The sequence below is a fragment of the Amycolatopsis sp. NPDC031561 genome, assembly GCF_055580625.1.
This window is the reverse complement of sequence record NZ_JBVILA010000011.1, coordinates 11,919-27,058: the sequence shown is the minus strand read 5'-3', so window position 1 is coordinate 27,058 and position 15,140 is coordinate 11,919. Positions and strand designations below refer to the sequence as shown.

Sequence of the window (15,140 nt, the reverse complement as noted above, 5' to 3'; positions counted from 1 at the left end):
TGAAAGGCCCGTTACTTGCAAATTTTGCAAGTAACGGGCCTTTCATAGCGCACCCGCCGGGGTCAGTTCAGACTCGAGCAAGGTCTCGCGTCGGGATCCTGAGCCCCCTTGGGCACCCACCGCACGTTCGCGAACGAAGCCGAGAACTTGCCGTCGGTGTACACCAGGAACGGCGTGTTGACGTTCTCCAGGTCCAGCCCGGTGGCGAAGCACGAAACCGGGATCTTCACCGTCGACTTCGGCGCACCCGCCAGATCGGTGAAGAGCTTGGTCGCGTTCACCTCGGAGAAGCACGGGTAGACGCAGTGCATGCTGATCACCGTCCGGTTGGCCGGCGCCTGATGCACGATCGTGTCGAACTCCAGCGCCGCGTCCGCGTTGAGATATCCGCGCAGATCGTTGGTACCGGCCGGGTTCTGGAAGTAGAGCTGGGCAGGGCCGGTCCCGGTCCAGGTCGACTTGAGCCCGTCCTGCTGGACGTTCACGTCGGACTGGACGACGTCGATCTCGGCGTGCGAAGCGGCGCCGTCCGGGCCGATCTCGGTGCCGCCCCAGTTCTGCGCGGAGCCGATGAAACCCTTGTACGGCGCGACATCCGTGCGGTTGAACACCTCGAGGTCCTCGGTCGCGGTGCCGCCGCCACCGGTCGACCCACAGGCCACCGGGCCGACGGTCTCGTCCAACTGCCCGACGGTGACGCGCTGACCGGTCTTGAGGCCGTAGCCGAGTTTGAACAACGGGTCGTACGCGGGCGACGCCGGGTTCAGCGGCGTCTGGCAAGCGCTCTTCGGCCACGAGTACGGCAGGGTGCCCTTGAACCCGCCCTTGACGAGGACGTCGGCGACACCGCCGCCTTCGGTGCCGGGCAACCAGGCCGCGACGAACGCGTCGGAGCGGTTGATCTCCTTGTTCATGTACAGCGGACGGCCACCGACGTAGACGGTGACGACGGGAGCACCCTTGCCACTGACCTTGTCCAGCACCGCCAGGTCCTCGGGGTACAGCTTCGAGGCTTCGAGCGTCTTGCGGGTCAGGTCGCCGACGCCTTCCGCGTACGGGGTCTCCCCGATGACCGCGATGACGGCGTCGTAGCCCTTCGGGTCGGCGTCGCCCTTCTCGTCGAAGGTGACGTTGACGTCGCCGAGTTGCTGCTTGAGCCCGGCCAGGATCGACGTGGCGTTCGGGAAGTCGGCGTTGGTGTTGCCGGTCCCCTGCCAGCTCAGCGTCCAGCCGCCGGTCTGGTTCTGGATGCTGTCCGCGCTCTTTCCGACCACCAGGACCTTGGACTTCGGCTTCAGCGGCAGCACGTTCCCGTTGTTCTTCAGCAGCGTCTGCGACGAGCGCACCGCGTCACGCGCCAGCCAGGTCTCCTTGAGCGCGTCGTCGGAGTTGGCGTAGGAGCGGTCCGACGGCTTCTGCGACTCGTACAGCCCGGAGCGCAGCTTCACGCGCAGGATGCGGGTCACCGCGTCGTCGATCCGCGAGACCGGGATCTGACCGCCGTTGACCTGCGCGACGGTGTTGGCGATGAACGCCTTCCAGTCGTGCGGGACCATCACGACGTCGATGCCGGCGTTGATCGCCTGCGGGCACGAGGCGTTGGTGCAGCCCGGAACCTGGCCGATGCCGTTCCAGTCGGACACGACGAGGCCGTCGAAGCCCATCTTGCCCTTGAGGATCTGGTTCAGCGCCTTGTCACTGCCGTGCAGCTTGCCCTCGTCGATCCCGAGTTCGGCGTTGGTCCAGCTGTTGAACGACACCATCACGGTCTGGGAGCCCGCCGCGAGCGCGCCGTAATAGCCCTGACCGTGGACGTTGATCATCTCGGCTTCGGACGCCGGGTTGACACCCTGGTCCTGCCCCTTGAGGGTGCCGCCGTCACCGATGAAGTGCTTGGCCGTGCCGATCACGCCGTTGTAGCCGATGCGCTTGGTCGAGCCGTCCTGGAGGCCGTTGATCGCCTCGTAGCCGTAGGCCCGGGTGATCCGCGGGTCCTCGGAGAACCCTTCGTAGGTGCGGCCCCAGCGGTCGTCCTGCACGACGGCCAGCGTCGGCGCGAAGGCCCAGTCCTGGCCGGTGGCGCGGATCTGCCGGGCCGTCGCCGCGGAGATGTCGCGCACCAGGCACGGGTCGTGCGCCGCGCCGAGACCGATGTTGTGCGGGAAGACGGTGGCCCCGTACACGTTGTTGTTGCCGTGTACGGCGTCGATGCCCCAGATCACCGGGATCTTCGTCCGGCTGGTCTTGGCGGCGTCCCAGTAGGAGTCGGCGAGTTTCAGCCAGTCCTGCTGCGAAGCGTGCTTGTCCTGGTTCGGCCACGAACCGCCGCCGTTGAGGACCGAGCCGATGGAGTACTGGCGGACCTCGTCGGGGGTGATGGCGGCGATCTCGGGCTGCGTCATCTGCCCGACCTTCTCCTCGAGGGTCATTCCCCCGAGGATCTGGGCGATCCGCGCCTCGTCACCGGTCTTGCCCTTGAACCGGCTCTCGACCTTCGGCCAGTCGGCGAGGGTGGGCAGGCTCTTCTCGATCCGGGCACAACCATCCCTGTCGAGCGCGGGTTTCCCGATCACGGGCTGTTCGGCCGCACCCGCGGACGGCGCGGCCACCACGGCCCCGCCGAGCAGGGTGAGGCTCATCATGGCGATGAGCGGACTTCGGCGCGCACGAGAACGTCTTGCCATGGTCTGGTCCATTCTGCGGGAGGAGGGACCGGCCGATCCTCACCGGACCCGGCGAGCACGTCAAGGGTTTCGGGCGGGTACGACGAAAGTTAATTTTTGCCGTGAACTAAGACCCTGTCCGTCACCCCGCCACCTGCCGCCGGTTACGCCGCTTGGCGGTATACGGCAGCGCGACAGGTAGAGGCCACTGAACATCAGCAGGAAGAGCGGCGGGAGCGGCGTGTAGGGCACCCATTCGGCCGGGTCCCCCTGCGCGACGACGACGAAGCAGACGATGACGGTGGCGACGAAGACGAGGGACGTCCAGCGGTGGAACGTCCGGATGCGCTTGCTCATGGAAACCTCACGGTGTCGTTTTCCTGTGCGGACGACGCTAGGGACGACCCCGGTGCGAACGCTTCTCGATTCCTGATCGGTCCCGTTTGACCTCCACATAACTCGAGCTTTTATCTTCGCGGGAAACGAAGGGAACGACGATGACCGTCTTGGCCGAGTCCGGCGTGCAGTGGACGCGACTGGAGCCGCAGGAGTTCATGTCCAACGCGCTGACCTGGGTCGACTCCGTCCGCGCCGACGGCGTGATCCGCGAGCCGTTCGACCTGCCCAGCGCGGTGGTGCACGAGGCGGACATCGGCGCCGTCGCCGCCACCGCGCTCGTGGAGGACGGGCATTCGGACAAGGTCTACAACCTGACCGGCCCGGAAGCGCTGACGACCCGCGAACGGATCGCGATCCTCGGCACCGCCCTCGGCCGTGACCTCGCACTGGAGCAGATCACGCGGCAGCAGGCGATCGACCGGCTACTGGCCGACGGTGTTTCCCCGCAGGACGCCGAATACGTCATCGGCTGGCACAGCAATCCGCCGGTGGAGGCAAGGACCGTGGACGACACAGTCGAGCGACTGCTCGGCCGTCCGGCGCGGACGTTCGCACAGTGGGTCAAGGAGCATTCGGACCGGTTCAGCCGGTGAGCGGTCCGACCGCCTTCACGATTTCCAGCACCGGCGCGGTGTGCACCGTGTGGATCGCGCGCAGCGCGCCGAGCCGGTGAGTGAGGTAGCGGTGCAGGGCGGCGGGGTCCGGGCACAGCGCCTGCGCGGCCAGATTGGTCGGCCCGGTCGTGGCGACGACGACGGCCAGCTCCTCGTGGGTGGCCAGCGTCGTCGCCACCTCGTCGAGGTCCGCCGGCGCGACGGCCATCCACAGGAACGCCTGCGTGGTCACGCCGTACAGGGCCGCGCTGATCTCGACGTCGAAGAAGAGCGCGCCCCGCGCGCGAAGGTCGGACAGGCGGCGCGTCGCGGTCGCCGGTGCCAGACCGGCCGCGGCGGCGAGATCCGCGATGCTCGCCCGGCCGTCGTGCCGGAGGGCGGCGATCAGCGCGTGGTCCGCCGCGGTCAGCGGGACGTCCTCGGCGACGGGTTCCGGCAGCCGCAACGCTTCCTGCTGCTCCTCGGTCAGCGCGGTGACCCGCCCGTGCCACGCGGTCGGGCCGCCGAGGTAGGTGTGCAGGATGAAATGCGCGGACACCGCCGTGACACTCGCGGTACGCGGGATGTCGTGCAGCAGCATCGCGCTCGGCGAATGCCTCGGCGTATGCGCGATCGTCACGATCTCCGTGCCGCCCGAGGTGAGTTTCACCCACGACGTGTCCGGCCGTTTGGCCAGCGAGCGGGCGAGTGTCCGCGCGGTGGCGGGCTGCGCGGTGAGCCGCACGAGCCACTGCGTCAGCCCCGCCCGGTCGGGATCGGGCAGGCCCACCACTCGCAACCCCGCTTCGGCGCGAAGCCGCTGATAGCGACGGGCGACGGTCTGCGTCGAGACGCCGAGAACCGCGCCGATCCGGCTGAACGGCGCACGGGCGTCGAGATGCAGCGCATGGATCAAAGCGCGGTCGATGTCGTCGAGCATGGAAAATTTCGTCCATCCGAGGCAGGTTTTCTGGAACAGGATTCATCCTCGCCGCACGATCTCGATCATGCAAGTGACGAAAACCGGTCCGGTCCCGCTCGCCATCCTGCTCGCGGCCGAAGCGATGAACGTGCTCGACGCGACGATCACCCAGGTCACCGGTCCGGCGATCCACGCCGACCTCGGCGGACCCGCGGCCGCCATCCCCTGGTTCGGCGCCGCCTACACGCTTCCGTTCGCGGTACTCCTGATCACCGGCGGCAGGCTCGGCGACCTGCTGGGCCGCCGCCGCGTGTTCCTGTCCGGTGTCGCCGTGTTCGCCCTCGCGTCGCTGTGCTGCGCGTTCGCGCCGGGCACCGGCGTGCTGATCGGTGCGCGAGCCGTGCAGGGGATGGCGGCGGCCCTGGTGATCCCCCAGACCATCGGGTTGATCAAGGTATTGTTCACCGGCCCCGCGCTGGCCGCGGCACTCGGCTGGAACGGGCCGGTGGTCGGCCTGTCCGCGGTGAGCGGACCACTCCTCGGCGCCCTGCTGACGGATCTGATGTCCTGGCGGGCGGCGTTCCTGGTGAACGTGCCGATCTCGATCGCGATCCTGGTGGCCGGACGGCTGCTGCCGGAAGACCGCGCCGAGCGGCCGGTCCGACTGGACGTCCCGGGCACCGTACTCGTCTCGCTCGGTGTCGGGCTGCTGGTGCTACCCCTGATCGATACGTGGAACTGGGGCCTTTTCACCGGCGGCGCCGCCGTGCTCGTGCTGTTCGGATTCCACCAGCGGAACCGGCGGCATCCCTTGGTCGAGCCGAGTCTGTTCGCCCGTCGTGGCTTCCCGGCGGCGCTCGCGGCGTCGACCCTGTTCTTCGCGGTGATGAACGGGTTGATGCTCGTAGTGGTCCTGCATCAGCAACTCGACGAGGGCCGCGGGGTGCTGGAGTCCGGCTTGACGCTGCTTCCGTGGTCGGGCGGCCTCGCGGTGTCGTCGTGGGTGGCGGGCAGGTGGCTCGTGCCCCGCTTTGGACTGCGTGTCGCCTTCGCCGGGCTGACGCTGCTGCTCGCCGGAATCCTGCTGGCGATGGCGGGACCGCTGCTTCCCGCGCTCGGGATCGGCGGGCTCGGGCTGGGACTGTTCACGGTGCCGTTCTTCACCACGGCGCTGGCGGGCGTCCGTCCACAAGAGACCGGATCCACGGCCGGACTGCTGAACGCGGTGCAGCAATTGGGCGCGACGCTGGGTGTCGCGGTGCTCGGCACCGTCTACTTGCGCGGGCACTCCCCGGCGCAGGCTTTCTCACTCGCGGCGGCACTGGTGGTCGCGACCATGGCGGCCACCGCGCTGATGCGGCCCAGGAGCTGAAGGGGTCCGGGCGGTTCGTGGCCTGCTCGACGTCCACTCCAGAACGCCGACTGTGTGGATTTTGGTGCGTTGGATGACCCGAAATCCACACACCCCTCACCCTGGGTGACACCTCACCCGCTCACCAACCACATCGCACGGACTCCCATGGGCTGATGTTCCCAATGTCGCATTTGAAACGCTCAGCGACTCAAATGCGACATTGGGAACATCGGACCGGTCGCATGCGGGGAAAGTCCCCTTCAGCTAGCCGTCAGCGGCCTTGAACCAAGCACCGATCCCCGCGAGCGCGCCGGGACCGTAGTCGCCCCGGACGTCGTCGGCCAGATTCGCGATGGTGACCTCGCGCAGCGCCGCGCGCCACTGCGTCTCGGCGTTGGCCATCGCGCGGCTGATGGCGCACGGCGCCGTGCACGCTTTGGGCGGCGTCGCCATCGGGCCGCGCTGCCGGATCTCGGTGCAGATGAAGGCCGGGCCCGGCCCGTCGATGGCCTCGACGACGTCGAGCACCGTGATCTCCGAAGGCGGCCGGGTGAGGACGTAGCCGCCGGCCTTCCCCTGCACCGACCGGATGAGATCGGCCCGGGAAAGCGCTTGGAGCTGCTTCGCGAGGTAACTCGGGGAGACGTCGTGAAGCTGCGCCAGGCGCGCGGCTGGCGCGGGTTCGTCGACCGAGGTCAGCACGACGCAGCAGTGCAGGGCCCACTCGACCCCGCCGGACATCTTCACCCGGATGACTCTAACCCGCCTCTTGACTCGGACACAATGTGTCTGAGTATTATCTCGGACATGAGGTGTCCGGGTTAACGGGCATCCACCGACGAAGGGCACTGGGTCATGAAATTCGCGATCATCGGCGGGACCGGGCTGATCGGCTCGCAGGTCGTGCGGAACCTGAACGAGGCCGGGCACGAGGCGGTGCCGCATTCGCCGTCCACCGGGGTCGACCTCCTCACCGGCCAGGGCCTGGACACCGCGCTCGACGGCGCCGACGTGGTCGTCAACCTCTCGAACTCCCCGACCTTCGACGAGGCCTCCCCCGCGTTCTTCCGGACCTCGATGGACAACCTCGTGGCCGCGGCGAAGAAGGCGGGCACCGGGCACTTCGTGATCCTGTCGATCGTCGGCGTCGACCAGGTCCCCGAGCTCGACTACTACCAGGCCAAGACGTTGCAGGAGGACATCCTCAAGAGCAGCGGTGTCCCGTACTCGATCGTCCGCGCCACCCAGTTCATGGAATTCGTCGGCGCGGTCCTGTCCTGGACGTCCGACGACACGACCGTCCGCCTGCCCAGCACGCCGATCCAGCCGATCGCCGCGGCGGACGTCGCCGCCGCGGTTTCCGAGGTCTCGGCGGGAAAGCCCTTGAACGGCATCCTCGACGTGGGCGGGCCCGACGTCTACCCGCTGGACGAACTGGGCCGGATCACCTTGTCCGCCAAGGGAGACACCCGTTCGGTGACCGTGGACGAGACCGCGGGCATGTTCTCCGCCGTCAAGGGTGACGTCCTCACCACCAAGGACGGCGCCCGGATCGCCGCGACCCGGTACCTCGACTGGATCAAGTAGCGGAGCTGAAGGGGACCATGCCCGCATGCGATGCGACGAAAGGGCCCTTCACCGCATCGCATGCGGCGAAGGGCCCCTTCATTCAGCTGGACATCAGCGCCGGGGCGGCGAGGCGGCTGGCGTTCGCCGCTTCGTCGTCCGGCTGGGCCTGGGCGGAACGTTCCGCTTCGACCCGGGCGAGGTAGTTGGCGACCTCGCGCTCCTGCCGGTGCGAGTCCCAGCCCAGCAGCGGCGCCATCAGCGCGGCCACCACCGGCGCCGCGGTCACGCCGCGGTCCCGCTCCTCGATCGAGATCCGGGTGCGGCGGGTGAGAACGTCCTCCAGGTGCAACGCGCCCTCGTGCGAGACGGCGTAGACCACCTCGGCCTTGAGGTACTCCGCCGTCCCCGGGATCGGCTCGCCCAGTTCGGGGCGCTCCGAGATCGACTCCAGGATGTCCTCTATCGCGGTGCCGTAGCGCTGCAGCAGGTGCTCGACCCGGTCGAGCGGCAGGCCGGCGCGCTGAGCGAGCGAATGCCGCGCGCCCCACAGTTCGTGGTAGCCCGCCGCGCCGACGATCGGAAGCCGTTCGGTCCACGACGACGGCGCCGGGCGGCCGAGGTCCTCCACCGCGACGTCGACGGCGTCCGCGGCCATCACGCGGTACGTCGTGTACTTGCCGCCCGCCACGATCACCAGGCCCGGCACGGGATGCGCCACCGCGTGCTCTCGCGACAGCTTCGTCGTCGAGGTCGCCTTCGCGGCCAGCAGCGGCCGAAGCCCGGCGTACACGCCCTCGATGTCGTCCGCGGTGATCGGCGTGCGCAGGACGGCGTTGAGGTGGCCGAGCACGTAGTCGACGTCCGCCTGGCTGGCCGCCGGATGCTCGCGGTCGAGGTCCCATTCGGTGTCGGTGGTGCCGACGATCCAGTGCCGTCCCCACGGGATGACGAACAGGACACTCTTCTCCGTGCGCAGGATCAGCCCGGTGTCCAGGTCGATCTTCTCGCGCGGCACCACCAGGTGGATGCCCTTCGACGCGCGCACGGTGAACGGCGCGGGGATGCCCGCCGCCTCCGCCATGTCGTCGCTCCACACGCCGGTGGCCGCGACGACCGTCTTCGCCCGGACCTCGATCTCCGCACCGCTCTCGCGGTCGACGACCTTGGCGCCGACGACGCGTTCGCCGTCACGGATCAACGACGTCACCCGCGCCCGGGTGAGGACGGAGGCGCCCTGCTCGGCCGCGGTCCGCGCGATGGTCATCGTGTGCCGGGCGTCGTCGACCTGGGCGTCGTAGTACTGGATCGCGCCGATCAAGGCGTCTTCGGCCAGCCCGGGCGCGACCTTGCCCGCGCCGCGTTTGGACAGATGCCGGTGACGCGGCAGTGCGCGAGCCCCGCCGAGGGTGTCGTAGAGCGTGACGCCCGCGCCGATGTAGCCGCGTTCCCAGACGCGGTGCTTGAGCGGCACCAGGAACTTCACCGGCCGGACCAGATGCGGCGCCAGCGTCTGCAGCAGCAGGCTGCGTTCCTTGAGCGCTTCACGGACCAGCTTGAAGTCCAGGTTCTCCAGGTAGCGCAGCCCGCCGTGGATCAGCTTGCTGGACCGGCTGGAGGTCCCGGCGGCGAAGTCACGAGCCTCGACGAGGGCGACGGAGAGCCCGCGTGACGCCGCGTCGAGCGCGACGCCGGCACCGGTCACTCCCCCGCCGACGACCAGCACGTCGACCTCTTCGCGAGCCAGCTTGCGCAGCGTCTCGGCACGGTAGACCGGCGAAAGCGGTACGGATTTCACGGTGTTCCTCCTGTTCATCGGGCTCACTCGACTTCGACCCAATCGAGCGTGCGGCCGACGGCCTTCTGCCAGCCCGCGTAGCCCTCGGTGCGCTGTTCGTCGGTCCACGACGGGGTCCAGCGCTTGTCCTCGTTCCAGTTCTGTTCCAGCTCGTCGGTCGACTTCCAGAACCCGACGGCCAGGCCAGCCGCGTAGGCGGCTCCGAGCGCCGTGGTCTCGGCGACGACCGGCTTCGACACCGGCACGCCGAGGATGTCGGCCTGGAGCTGCATGCAGAGTTCGTTCGCGGTCACGCCACCGTCCACTCGCAACACATCGAGCGTGACTCCGGAGTCGTTCTGCATGGCCTCGACGACGTCGCGGGTCTGGTAGCAGATCGCTTCGAGCGTCGCCCGCGCCAGATGCGCGTTGGTGGTGGCCCTGGTGAGGCCGACGATCGCGCCGCGCGCGTCGGAACGCCAGTACGGCGCGAAAAGCCCGGAGAACGCGGGGACGAAGTAGACGCCGCCGTTGTCTTCGACCTGACGGGCGAGGCTCTCGCTCTGCGAAGCTCCGCTGATGATGCCCAGCTGGTCGCGCAGCCACTGCACGGCGGACCCGGTGACGGCGATGGAGCCTTCCAGCGCGTACACCGGCTTCTCGTCACCGAACTGGTAGGCCAGCGTCGTGAGCAGGCCGTGCTTCGAGCGGACGACCTCGTGGCCGGTGTTGAGCAGCAGGAAGTTGCCGGTGCCGTAGGTGTTCTTGGCCTCGCCGGGCCGGAAGCACACCTGGCCGACGGTCGCGGCCTGCTGGTCGCCGAGCACACCGGTGATGGCCACCTCGCCGCCGAGCGGGCCGTCCGCGCGGGTGGTCCCGAAGCCGCCGTTGTTCGACGACGGCCGGATGGACGGCAGCATCCGCTTCGGAATGTCGAAGAACGACAGCAGTTCGTCGTCCCACTCCAGCGTTTCGAGGTCCATCAGCATCGTGCGCGACGCGTTGGTCGGATCGGTCACGTGCACGCCGCCGTCGGATCCGCCGGTGAGGTTCCAGATCAGCCAGGAGTCGGTGGTGCCGAAGAGCGCGTCGCCCTTCTCCGCGTCTTCGCGGACGCCGTCGACGTTCTCCAGGATCCACTGCAGCTTGCCGCCGGAGAAGTACGTCGCGGGCGGCAGACCGGCCTTGCGGCGGATGACGTCGCCCTTGCCCGCGCGTTCCAGCGCCGAGGCGATCCGGTCCGTGCGGGTGTCCTGCCACACGATGGCGTTGCAGTACGGGCGCCCGGTGCGGCGGTTCCACACGACGGTGGTCTCACGCTGGTTGGTGATGCCGAGCGACGCGAGGTCGGCGGCGGTGAGGTTCGCCTTGTTGAGCGCGGTGGCGATGACCGAACGGGTCCGCTCCCAGATCTCGGTCGGATCGTGTTCGACCCAGCCCGGCTTCGGCAGGATCTGCTCGTGCTCCAGCTGGTGACGGGCGATCTCGTTGCCACCGTGATCGAAGATCATGAACCGCGTGCTGGTGGTGCCCTGGTCGACGGCGCCGATGTAGTCAGGCATGGATTCTCTCCTTCGGATGCTTAGGCGGCGGTCTTGAGATCCTTGGCGGGCAACGATTCCGGCGCTGGGTCGGCGGGAAGGTAGCGCTCGATGAAGAACTTGTAGATCGCGCCGCCGATGACCGCGCCGATGATCGGGGCCACGATCGGGATCCACCAGTACGGATAGCCGTATTGGTCGGTGAACGCGGTGTCGTAGCCGGTGAGCCAGGACATCAGCCGAGGACCGAAGTCGCGGGCGGGGTTGATCGCGTACCCGGCGTTGGTGCCCCAGGCCATGCCGATCGCGACCACGAGGAAGCCGACGACGACCGGGGCCAGGTTCGCGGCGGGCGCGGTGTTGCGGAGGTCGGTGATGGCGAAGATCACCAAGGCGAGAATGGCGGTGCCGATGATCTGGTCGCGGAAGGCGCCCCAGTCACCCACCGGAAGGGTTCCGTTACCCGGAAGGGTGGAGAAGACACCCTGGGTCTTGATCGTCAGGCCGGGGTCGGCCGCGTTGAGCACCTCGGTGTAGTTCCAGCGCACCAGCAGCGCCGCGACGAACGCGCCGGCGGTCTGCGCGAGGGCGTACGGCGCGACCTTGCGCCAGGAGAAGCCCTTGAACACCGCGAGCGCCACGGTGATCGCGGGGTTCAGATGCGCGCCGCTGATCCGTGAAGCCACGTAGATACCGAGCGTGACGCCGATTCCCCACGCCCACGCGATGCTGTCGTGATCCCCGATGCCCGCGGCGACGACTTGAGCCACCACCCCGCAGCCGAACAGGATGAGGATCATCGTCCCGACGAACTCCGCCGCCAGTTCGCCCGCGAGTCCGCGAGCCTTGAGGTTTCGCACCATTGCTTCCTCCACAAAGGACACCGTTGCCCTGCTGAGGCCGAAGTTAAGTTCGCGGAAACGCCGGGTCAACGGACACCGGTCGGCATTGTCGAACGTCCGGAGACGATGTTCGACATTGTCGAATCAGGGCCGGTCGGGCTACGGTTGGGCCGTGCCCGGTCCGATCCAGTCCATCGAGCGCGCCGCCGCGATCCTGCGGTTGCTGGCGCGCGGTTCCGGCCGTCTCGGGGTCGGCGAGATCGCCGATTCCCTCGAACTCGCCAAGGGAACGGTGCACGGGATCCTGCGTACCCTGCAAGGGGTCGGCTTTGTCGAACAGGATCGCGACACCGGGAAATACCAACTGGGCGCGGCACTGTTGCACCTCGGCACGAGCTACCTCGACGTCAACGAACTCCGGTCACGCGCGATCAACTGGGCCGACGCGCTGGCCGCGCGCAGCGGCGAGGCCGTCCGGATCGGCGCACCGCTGGAAGGCCGGGTCCTGGTGGTGCACCACGTGTTCCGGCCCGACGACAGCCTGCAGACGCTCGACGTCGGCACGCTTCTGCCGTTGCACGCGACGGCGCTCGGGAAAGTACTTCTGGCCTACGACACCGGTCTCGTGGCATCGTTGCGCACCGGCGGCCCGGAGGCTTACACCCGCCGGACCCTGGTCACCCAGACCGCGATCAAACGCGCCTGCGGCAAGGTGCGCGAGGCGGGCTGGGCGAGCGAGAACGGCGAGATGATCACCGGCGAGGCCGGGATAGCGGCGCCGATCCGCGGCCACGGCGGCATCGTGGTCGGCGCGATCGGGCTGTCCGGCGCGACGGAACGGATCTGTGAAGCCGACGGCAGCCCGATCCCCCGGCTGCTCGGCCACGTGCGCGACGCGGCACGGGCGGTCTCCCGCGATCTCGGCGCGTCCCGATGGTGATGGAGGTGCTCGCGTGGTCCAGCGCTATGTGATGTCGATCGACCAGGGCACCACCTCGACGCGGTGCATCCTGTTCGACGCGCGCGGCAGGCTGGTGTCGGTCGCGCAACGCGAACACCAGCAGCACTTCCCCCGGCCGGGCTGGGTCGAACACGACGCGACGGAGATCTGGCGCAACGTCGCCCGGATCGTGCCGCAGGCGCTGGCCGACGCCGGCGCCGAAGCCGGGCAGGTGGCCGGGCTCGGCATCGCGAACCAGCGCGAGACCACCGTGCTGTGGGATCGCCACACCGGCAACCCGGTCGGCCGCGCGATCGTCTGGCAGGACACCCGCACCGACGCCATGCTCGAACACCTCGCCCGCGAGCCGGGCGCCGACCGCGTCCGTCAGCTGTGCGGGCTGCCGCTGGCCACGTACTTCTCCGCGCCCCGTATCCGGTGGATGCTCGAAAGGACGCCTGGCCTGCGGGAACGCGCCGAGCGCGGCGACGTCCTGTTCGGGACGGTCGAGAGCTGGCTGATCTGGAACCTCACCGGCGGCCCTGAGGGTGGCGTCCACATCACCGACGTCACCAACGCCTCACGCACCATGCTGATGAACCTGCGGACCCTCTCGTGGGACGACGAGCTGCTGGAGTTCTTCGACGTCCCGCGCGCGATGCTGCCGGAGATCCGGCCGTCGGCCGAGGTGTACGGGACGACGTCGCGGGTGGTGCCGGGGATCCGGATCGCGGCGGCGCTCGGCGATCAGCAGGCGGCGTTGTTCGGCCAGACCTGCTTCGCGCCCGGCGAGGCGAAGTGCACGTACGGGACGGGCAGCTTCCTGCTGCTCAACACCGGTCCCACGCCGGTGCTCTCGACCCACGGCATGCTGACCACCGTCGGGTTCAAGATCGGCGATGAGCCAGCCGTGTACGCGCTGGAAGGCTCGATAGCGGTCACCGGGTCGCTGGTGCAGTGGTTCCGGGACGGCCTCGAACTGATCGGCAGCGCGCCCGAGATCGAGACGCTGGCCCGGACGGTCGAGGACAACGGCGGCTGCTACATCGTGCCCGCGTTCTCGGGGCTGTTCGCGCCGCACTGGCACAGCGAGGCGCGCGGCGTGATCGCCGGACTGACGTCGTACATCACCAAGGGGCACCTCGCGAGGGCCGTGCTGGAGGCCACCGGCTGGCAGACACGCGAGGTCGTCGACGCGATGAACGCCGATTCCGGGCTCGCGCTGTCGACGCTCAAAGTGGACGGTGGGATGACCGCGGACAACCTGCTGATGCAGTTCGTCGCCGACGTCCTCGACGTGCCGGTGGTCCGCCCGATGGTCGCCGAGACGGTGTCGCTGGGCGCGGCGTACGCGGCCGGGCTGGCTGTCGGGTACTGGCCGGATCTGGAGGGGCTGCGCCGGAACTGGCATCGCGCCGGGCAATGGCTGCCGTCGATGAACCCCGCCCGCCGCGACAGCGAGTACGCGCATTGGCGGCAGGCCGTGGAACTCACGTTCGGCTGGATGCGCCCGGGCCCGACGGCCGCGCCCCCGGGCTCCGACCTGGTCGAGGTCATGCTGGCCGATCACCGCCGGATCGAGCAGTTGTTCCGGGACCTCCGCAACGACGAGGCCGACCGCCCGGCACTGATCGCGGAACTGTCGGCGGAGCTGGTCGCCCACGTCACCGCGACCGAACGGATCGTCCGTCCTGACGCGACGGAGAGCGGGCTCGCCGCCGAGCTGCTGGCGGTACTGGAACCGGACGACTTCGAGAAGGCGTTGGCGTCACTGGAGAATTCGGTCGACGCGCATATCCGCACCGAGGAACGCGGGTTGCTGAACGAACTCCGGCGCACACTGTCCACTTCGGACCGCACGGGACTCGGCCGCGCCTTCGCCGCCGAACGGCGACGGCAACTCGACCTCGACTGCGGCTCGGCCACCCACATCCGCGAACAGGGACCCCGGCTGAGGCTCTCGTGACTCGCCAGTAGGTCGTGCTAGCCTGTCGCCGTGCAGCGCTGGACTCGACTCCGCTTTACCCGACTCGTAGTCAAGCGCGCCGGCTGAACCAGGTCGCCGGCGCGCATTCCGGCGACCCCTCGACACGGGGCATCTCCCGGGACCTGGCCCTCCATGGCCTGCTCGTTTCCCGCCTTTGGAGACCACGATGTCGCTCACCACTTTCGCTCCTCGTTCGTCCCTGATGGTCCGCCGCCGGATCGCCACCTACTTCGTCGGCGGCGTCGAACAGATCCCCGGCCTGGTCGACGCGCTCGGCTGCCTCGTCCACGAACTGTCGGTCGACGTGCGCGACGGGGTCCGGGAAAGCAGCATGACCTGCGCCGTCCTGATCGCGGCGGACGAGGTCGAACCGCTACTGGAGCGACTGCGGGGGCTGGGCTCGGTCGTCTCGTCCGAACTGGTGTGAGCGCGGGGCCCACGAGTACTTCAAGCGACCAGGGTGCGGAGCGGGGTGGGTCGGGTTGGTCGTGAGTGGCGATTCGGGTTCTAACCCGAATCGCCAACCCACAGGGACACGTCATCGAGGGCAACTTCA

13 protein-coding genes are annotated in these 15,140 nt (G+C 68.8%); 6 read left to right on the top strand and 7 right to left on the bottom strand.

The features are described 5' to 3' along the window. Positions 1–62 precede the first annotated feature (62 nt). Both ACZ5IK_RS22395 and ACZ5IK_RS22390 read right to left on the bottom strand, forming a co-directional pair. Complete coding sequence (locus ACZ5IK_RS22395) at positions 63–2,639, bottom strand: glycoside hydrolase family 3 protein (protein ID WP_465489558.1); 2,577 nt, start codon at positions 2,637–2,639, stop codon at positions 63–65. Between the two features lie 105 nt (positions 2,640–2,744). Continuing rightward, the gene (locus ACZ5IK_RS22390; protein WP_465489410.1) at positions 2,745–3,020 is read right to left on the bottom strand and encodes a hypothetical protein; all 276 of its coding nucleotides are present in this window, start codon (positions 3,018–3,020) and stop codon (positions 2,745–2,747) included. 140 nt (positions 3,021–3,160) lie between these two features. Between ACZ5IK_RS22390 and ACZ5IK_RS22385 the strand changes: the two genes are divergently transcribed. Continuing rightward, complete coding sequence (locus ACZ5IK_RS22385) at positions 3,161–3,655, top strand: Rossmann-fold NAD(P)-binding domain-containing protein (RefSeq protein ID WP_465489409.1); 495 nt, start codon at positions 3,161–3,163, stop codon at positions 3,653–3,655. Here ACZ5IK_RS22385 and ACZ5IK_RS22380 read toward each other — a convergent pair. Next, complete coding sequence (locus tag ACZ5IK_RS22380) at positions 3,645–4,595, bottom strand: Lrp/AsnC family transcriptional regulator (RefSeq protein ID WP_465489408.1); 951 nt, start codon at positions 4,593–4,595, stop codon at positions 3,645–3,647. The genes ACZ5IK_RS22385 and ACZ5IK_RS22380 overlap by 11 nt on opposite strands. A 67-nt stretch (positions 4,596–4,662) precedes the next feature. Between ACZ5IK_RS22380 and ACZ5IK_RS22375 the strand changes: the two genes are divergently transcribed. After that, positions 4,663–5,949, top strand: a complete 1,287-nt coding sequence (locus tag ACZ5IK_RS22375) for an MFS transporter (protein WP_465489407.1) — start codon at positions 4,663–4,665, stop codon at positions 5,947–5,949. Positions 5,950–6,195: 246 nt separating this feature from the next. Here the strand turns inward: ACZ5IK_RS22375 and ACZ5IK_RS22370 are convergent, their stop codons facing one another. Beyond that, positions 6,196–6,672, bottom strand: coding sequence for an RrF2 family transcriptional regulator (locus ACZ5IK_RS22370; RefSeq protein ID WP_465489557.1), 477 nt, complete (start codon positions 6,670–6,672; stop codon positions 6,196–6,198). A 114-nt stretch (positions 6,673–6,786) separates the two neighbouring features. Here ACZ5IK_RS22370 and ACZ5IK_RS22365 point away from each other — a divergent pair, with 114 nt between their 5' ends. Next, on the top strand, positions 6,787–7,518 hold the full coding sequence (locus ACZ5IK_RS22365; RefSeq protein WP_465489406.1) for an SDR family oxidoreductase: 732 nt from the start codon (positions 6,787–6,789) through the stop codon (positions 7,516–7,518). An 82-nt stretch (positions 7,519–7,600) separates the two neighbouring features. Here the strand turns inward: ACZ5IK_RS22365 and glpD are convergent, their stop codons facing one another. From glpD to ACZ5IK_RS22350, 3 genes are read right to left on the bottom strand one after another with little or no spacing between them, the layout of a single operon-like run. Next, entirely contained in the window at positions 7,601–9,313 is a 1,713-nt protein-coding gene (gene glpD / locus ACZ5IK_RS22360; protein ID WP_465489405.1) for a glycerol-3-phosphate dehydrogenase, read from the bottom strand. 5 nt (positions 9,314–9,318) lie between these two features. After that, positions 9,319–10,836 (bottom strand): glycerol kinase GlpK, encoded by a 1,518-nt coding sequence (glpK, locus tag ACZ5IK_RS22355; RefSeq protein ID WP_465489404.1) that lies wholly within the window; start codon positions 10,834–10,836, stop codon positions 9,319–9,321. Positions 10,837–10,856: 20 nt separating this feature from the next. Further along, on the bottom strand, positions 10,857–11,678 hold the full coding sequence (locus tag ACZ5IK_RS22350; RefSeq protein WP_101608590.1) for an MIP/aquaporin family protein: 822 nt from the start codon (positions 11,676–11,678) through the stop codon (positions 10,857–10,859). Between the two features lie 151 nt (positions 11,679–11,829). On the opposite strand from ACZ5IK_RS22350, the gene ACZ5IK_RS22345 reads away from it, so the two are divergent. The 3 genes from ACZ5IK_RS22345 to ACZ5IK_RS22335 all read left to right on the top strand — a co-directional run bounded on the left by ACZ5IK_RS22345 (position 11,830) and on the right by ACZ5IK_RS22335 (position 15,011). After that, positions 11,830–12,597: an IclR family transcriptional regulator gene (locus tag ACZ5IK_RS22345; protein ID WP_465489403.1), complete on the top strand. Its 768-nt coding sequence runs from the start codon at positions 11,830–11,832 to the stop codon at positions 12,595–12,597. A 13-nt stretch (positions 12,598–12,610) separates the two neighbouring features. Next, positions 12,611–14,563: a glycerol kinase GlpK gene (gene glpK / locus ACZ5IK_RS22340; protein WP_465489402.1), complete on the top strand. Its 1,953-nt coding sequence runs from the start codon at positions 12,611–12,613 to the stop codon at positions 14,561–14,563. A gap of 187 nt (positions 14,564–14,750) precedes the next feature. Beyond that, a complete protein-coding gene (locus ACZ5IK_RS22335) occupies positions 14,751–15,011 on the top strand; it encodes a hypothetical protein (RefSeq protein ID WP_465489401.1) in 261 nt (86 codons plus the stop codon). Positions 15,012–15,140: the final 129 nt, after the last annotated feature.

Bases quoted from the DNA above. Each gene is read 5' to 3' on its own strand.
- glpD (WP_465489405.1), bottom strand. From the start codon at position 9,313: ATGAACAGGAGGAACACCGTGAAATCCGTACCGCTTTCGCCGGTCTAC.
- ACZ5IK_RS22335 (WP_465489401.1), top strand. From the start codon at position 14,751: ATGTCGCTCACCACTTTCGCTCCTCGTTCGTCCCTGATGGTCCGCCGC.
- ACZ5IK_RS22395 (WP_465489558.1), bottom strand. From the start codon at position 2,639: ATGAGCCTCACCCTGCTCGGCGGGGCCGTGGTGGCCGCGCCGTCCGCG.
- ACZ5IK_RS22390 (WP_465489410.1), bottom strand. From the start codon at position 3,020: ATGAGCAAGCGCATCCGGACGTTCCACCGCTGGACGTCCCTCGTCTTC.
- ACZ5IK_RS22365 (WP_465489406.1), top strand. From the start codon at position 6,787: ATGAAATTCGCGATCATCGGCGGGACCGGGCTGATCGGCTCGCAGGTC.
- ACZ5IK_RS22385 (WP_465489409.1), top strand. From the start codon at position 3,161: ATGACCGTCTTGGCCGAGTCCGGCGTGCAGTGGACGCGACTGGAGCCG.
- ACZ5IK_RS22375 (WP_465489407.1), top strand. From the start codon at position 4,663: ATGCAAGTGACGAAAACCGGTCCGGTCCCGCTCGCCATCCTGCTCGCG.
- ACZ5IK_RS22350 (WP_101608590.1), bottom strand. From the start codon at position 11,678: ATGGTGCGAAACCTCAAGGCTCGCGGACTCGCGGGCGAACTGGCGGCG.
- ACZ5IK_RS22380 (WP_465489408.1), bottom strand. From the start codon at position 4,595: ATGCTCGACGACATCGACCGCGCTTTGATCCATGCGCTGCATCTCGAC.
- ACZ5IK_RS22370 (WP_465489557.1), bottom strand. From the start codon at position 6,672: ATGTCCGGCGGGGTCGAGTGGGCCCTGCACTGCTGCGTCGTGCTGACC.
- glpK (WP_465489404.1), bottom strand. From the start codon at position 10,836: ATGCCTGACTACATCGGCGCCGTCGACCAGGGCACCACCAGCACGCGG.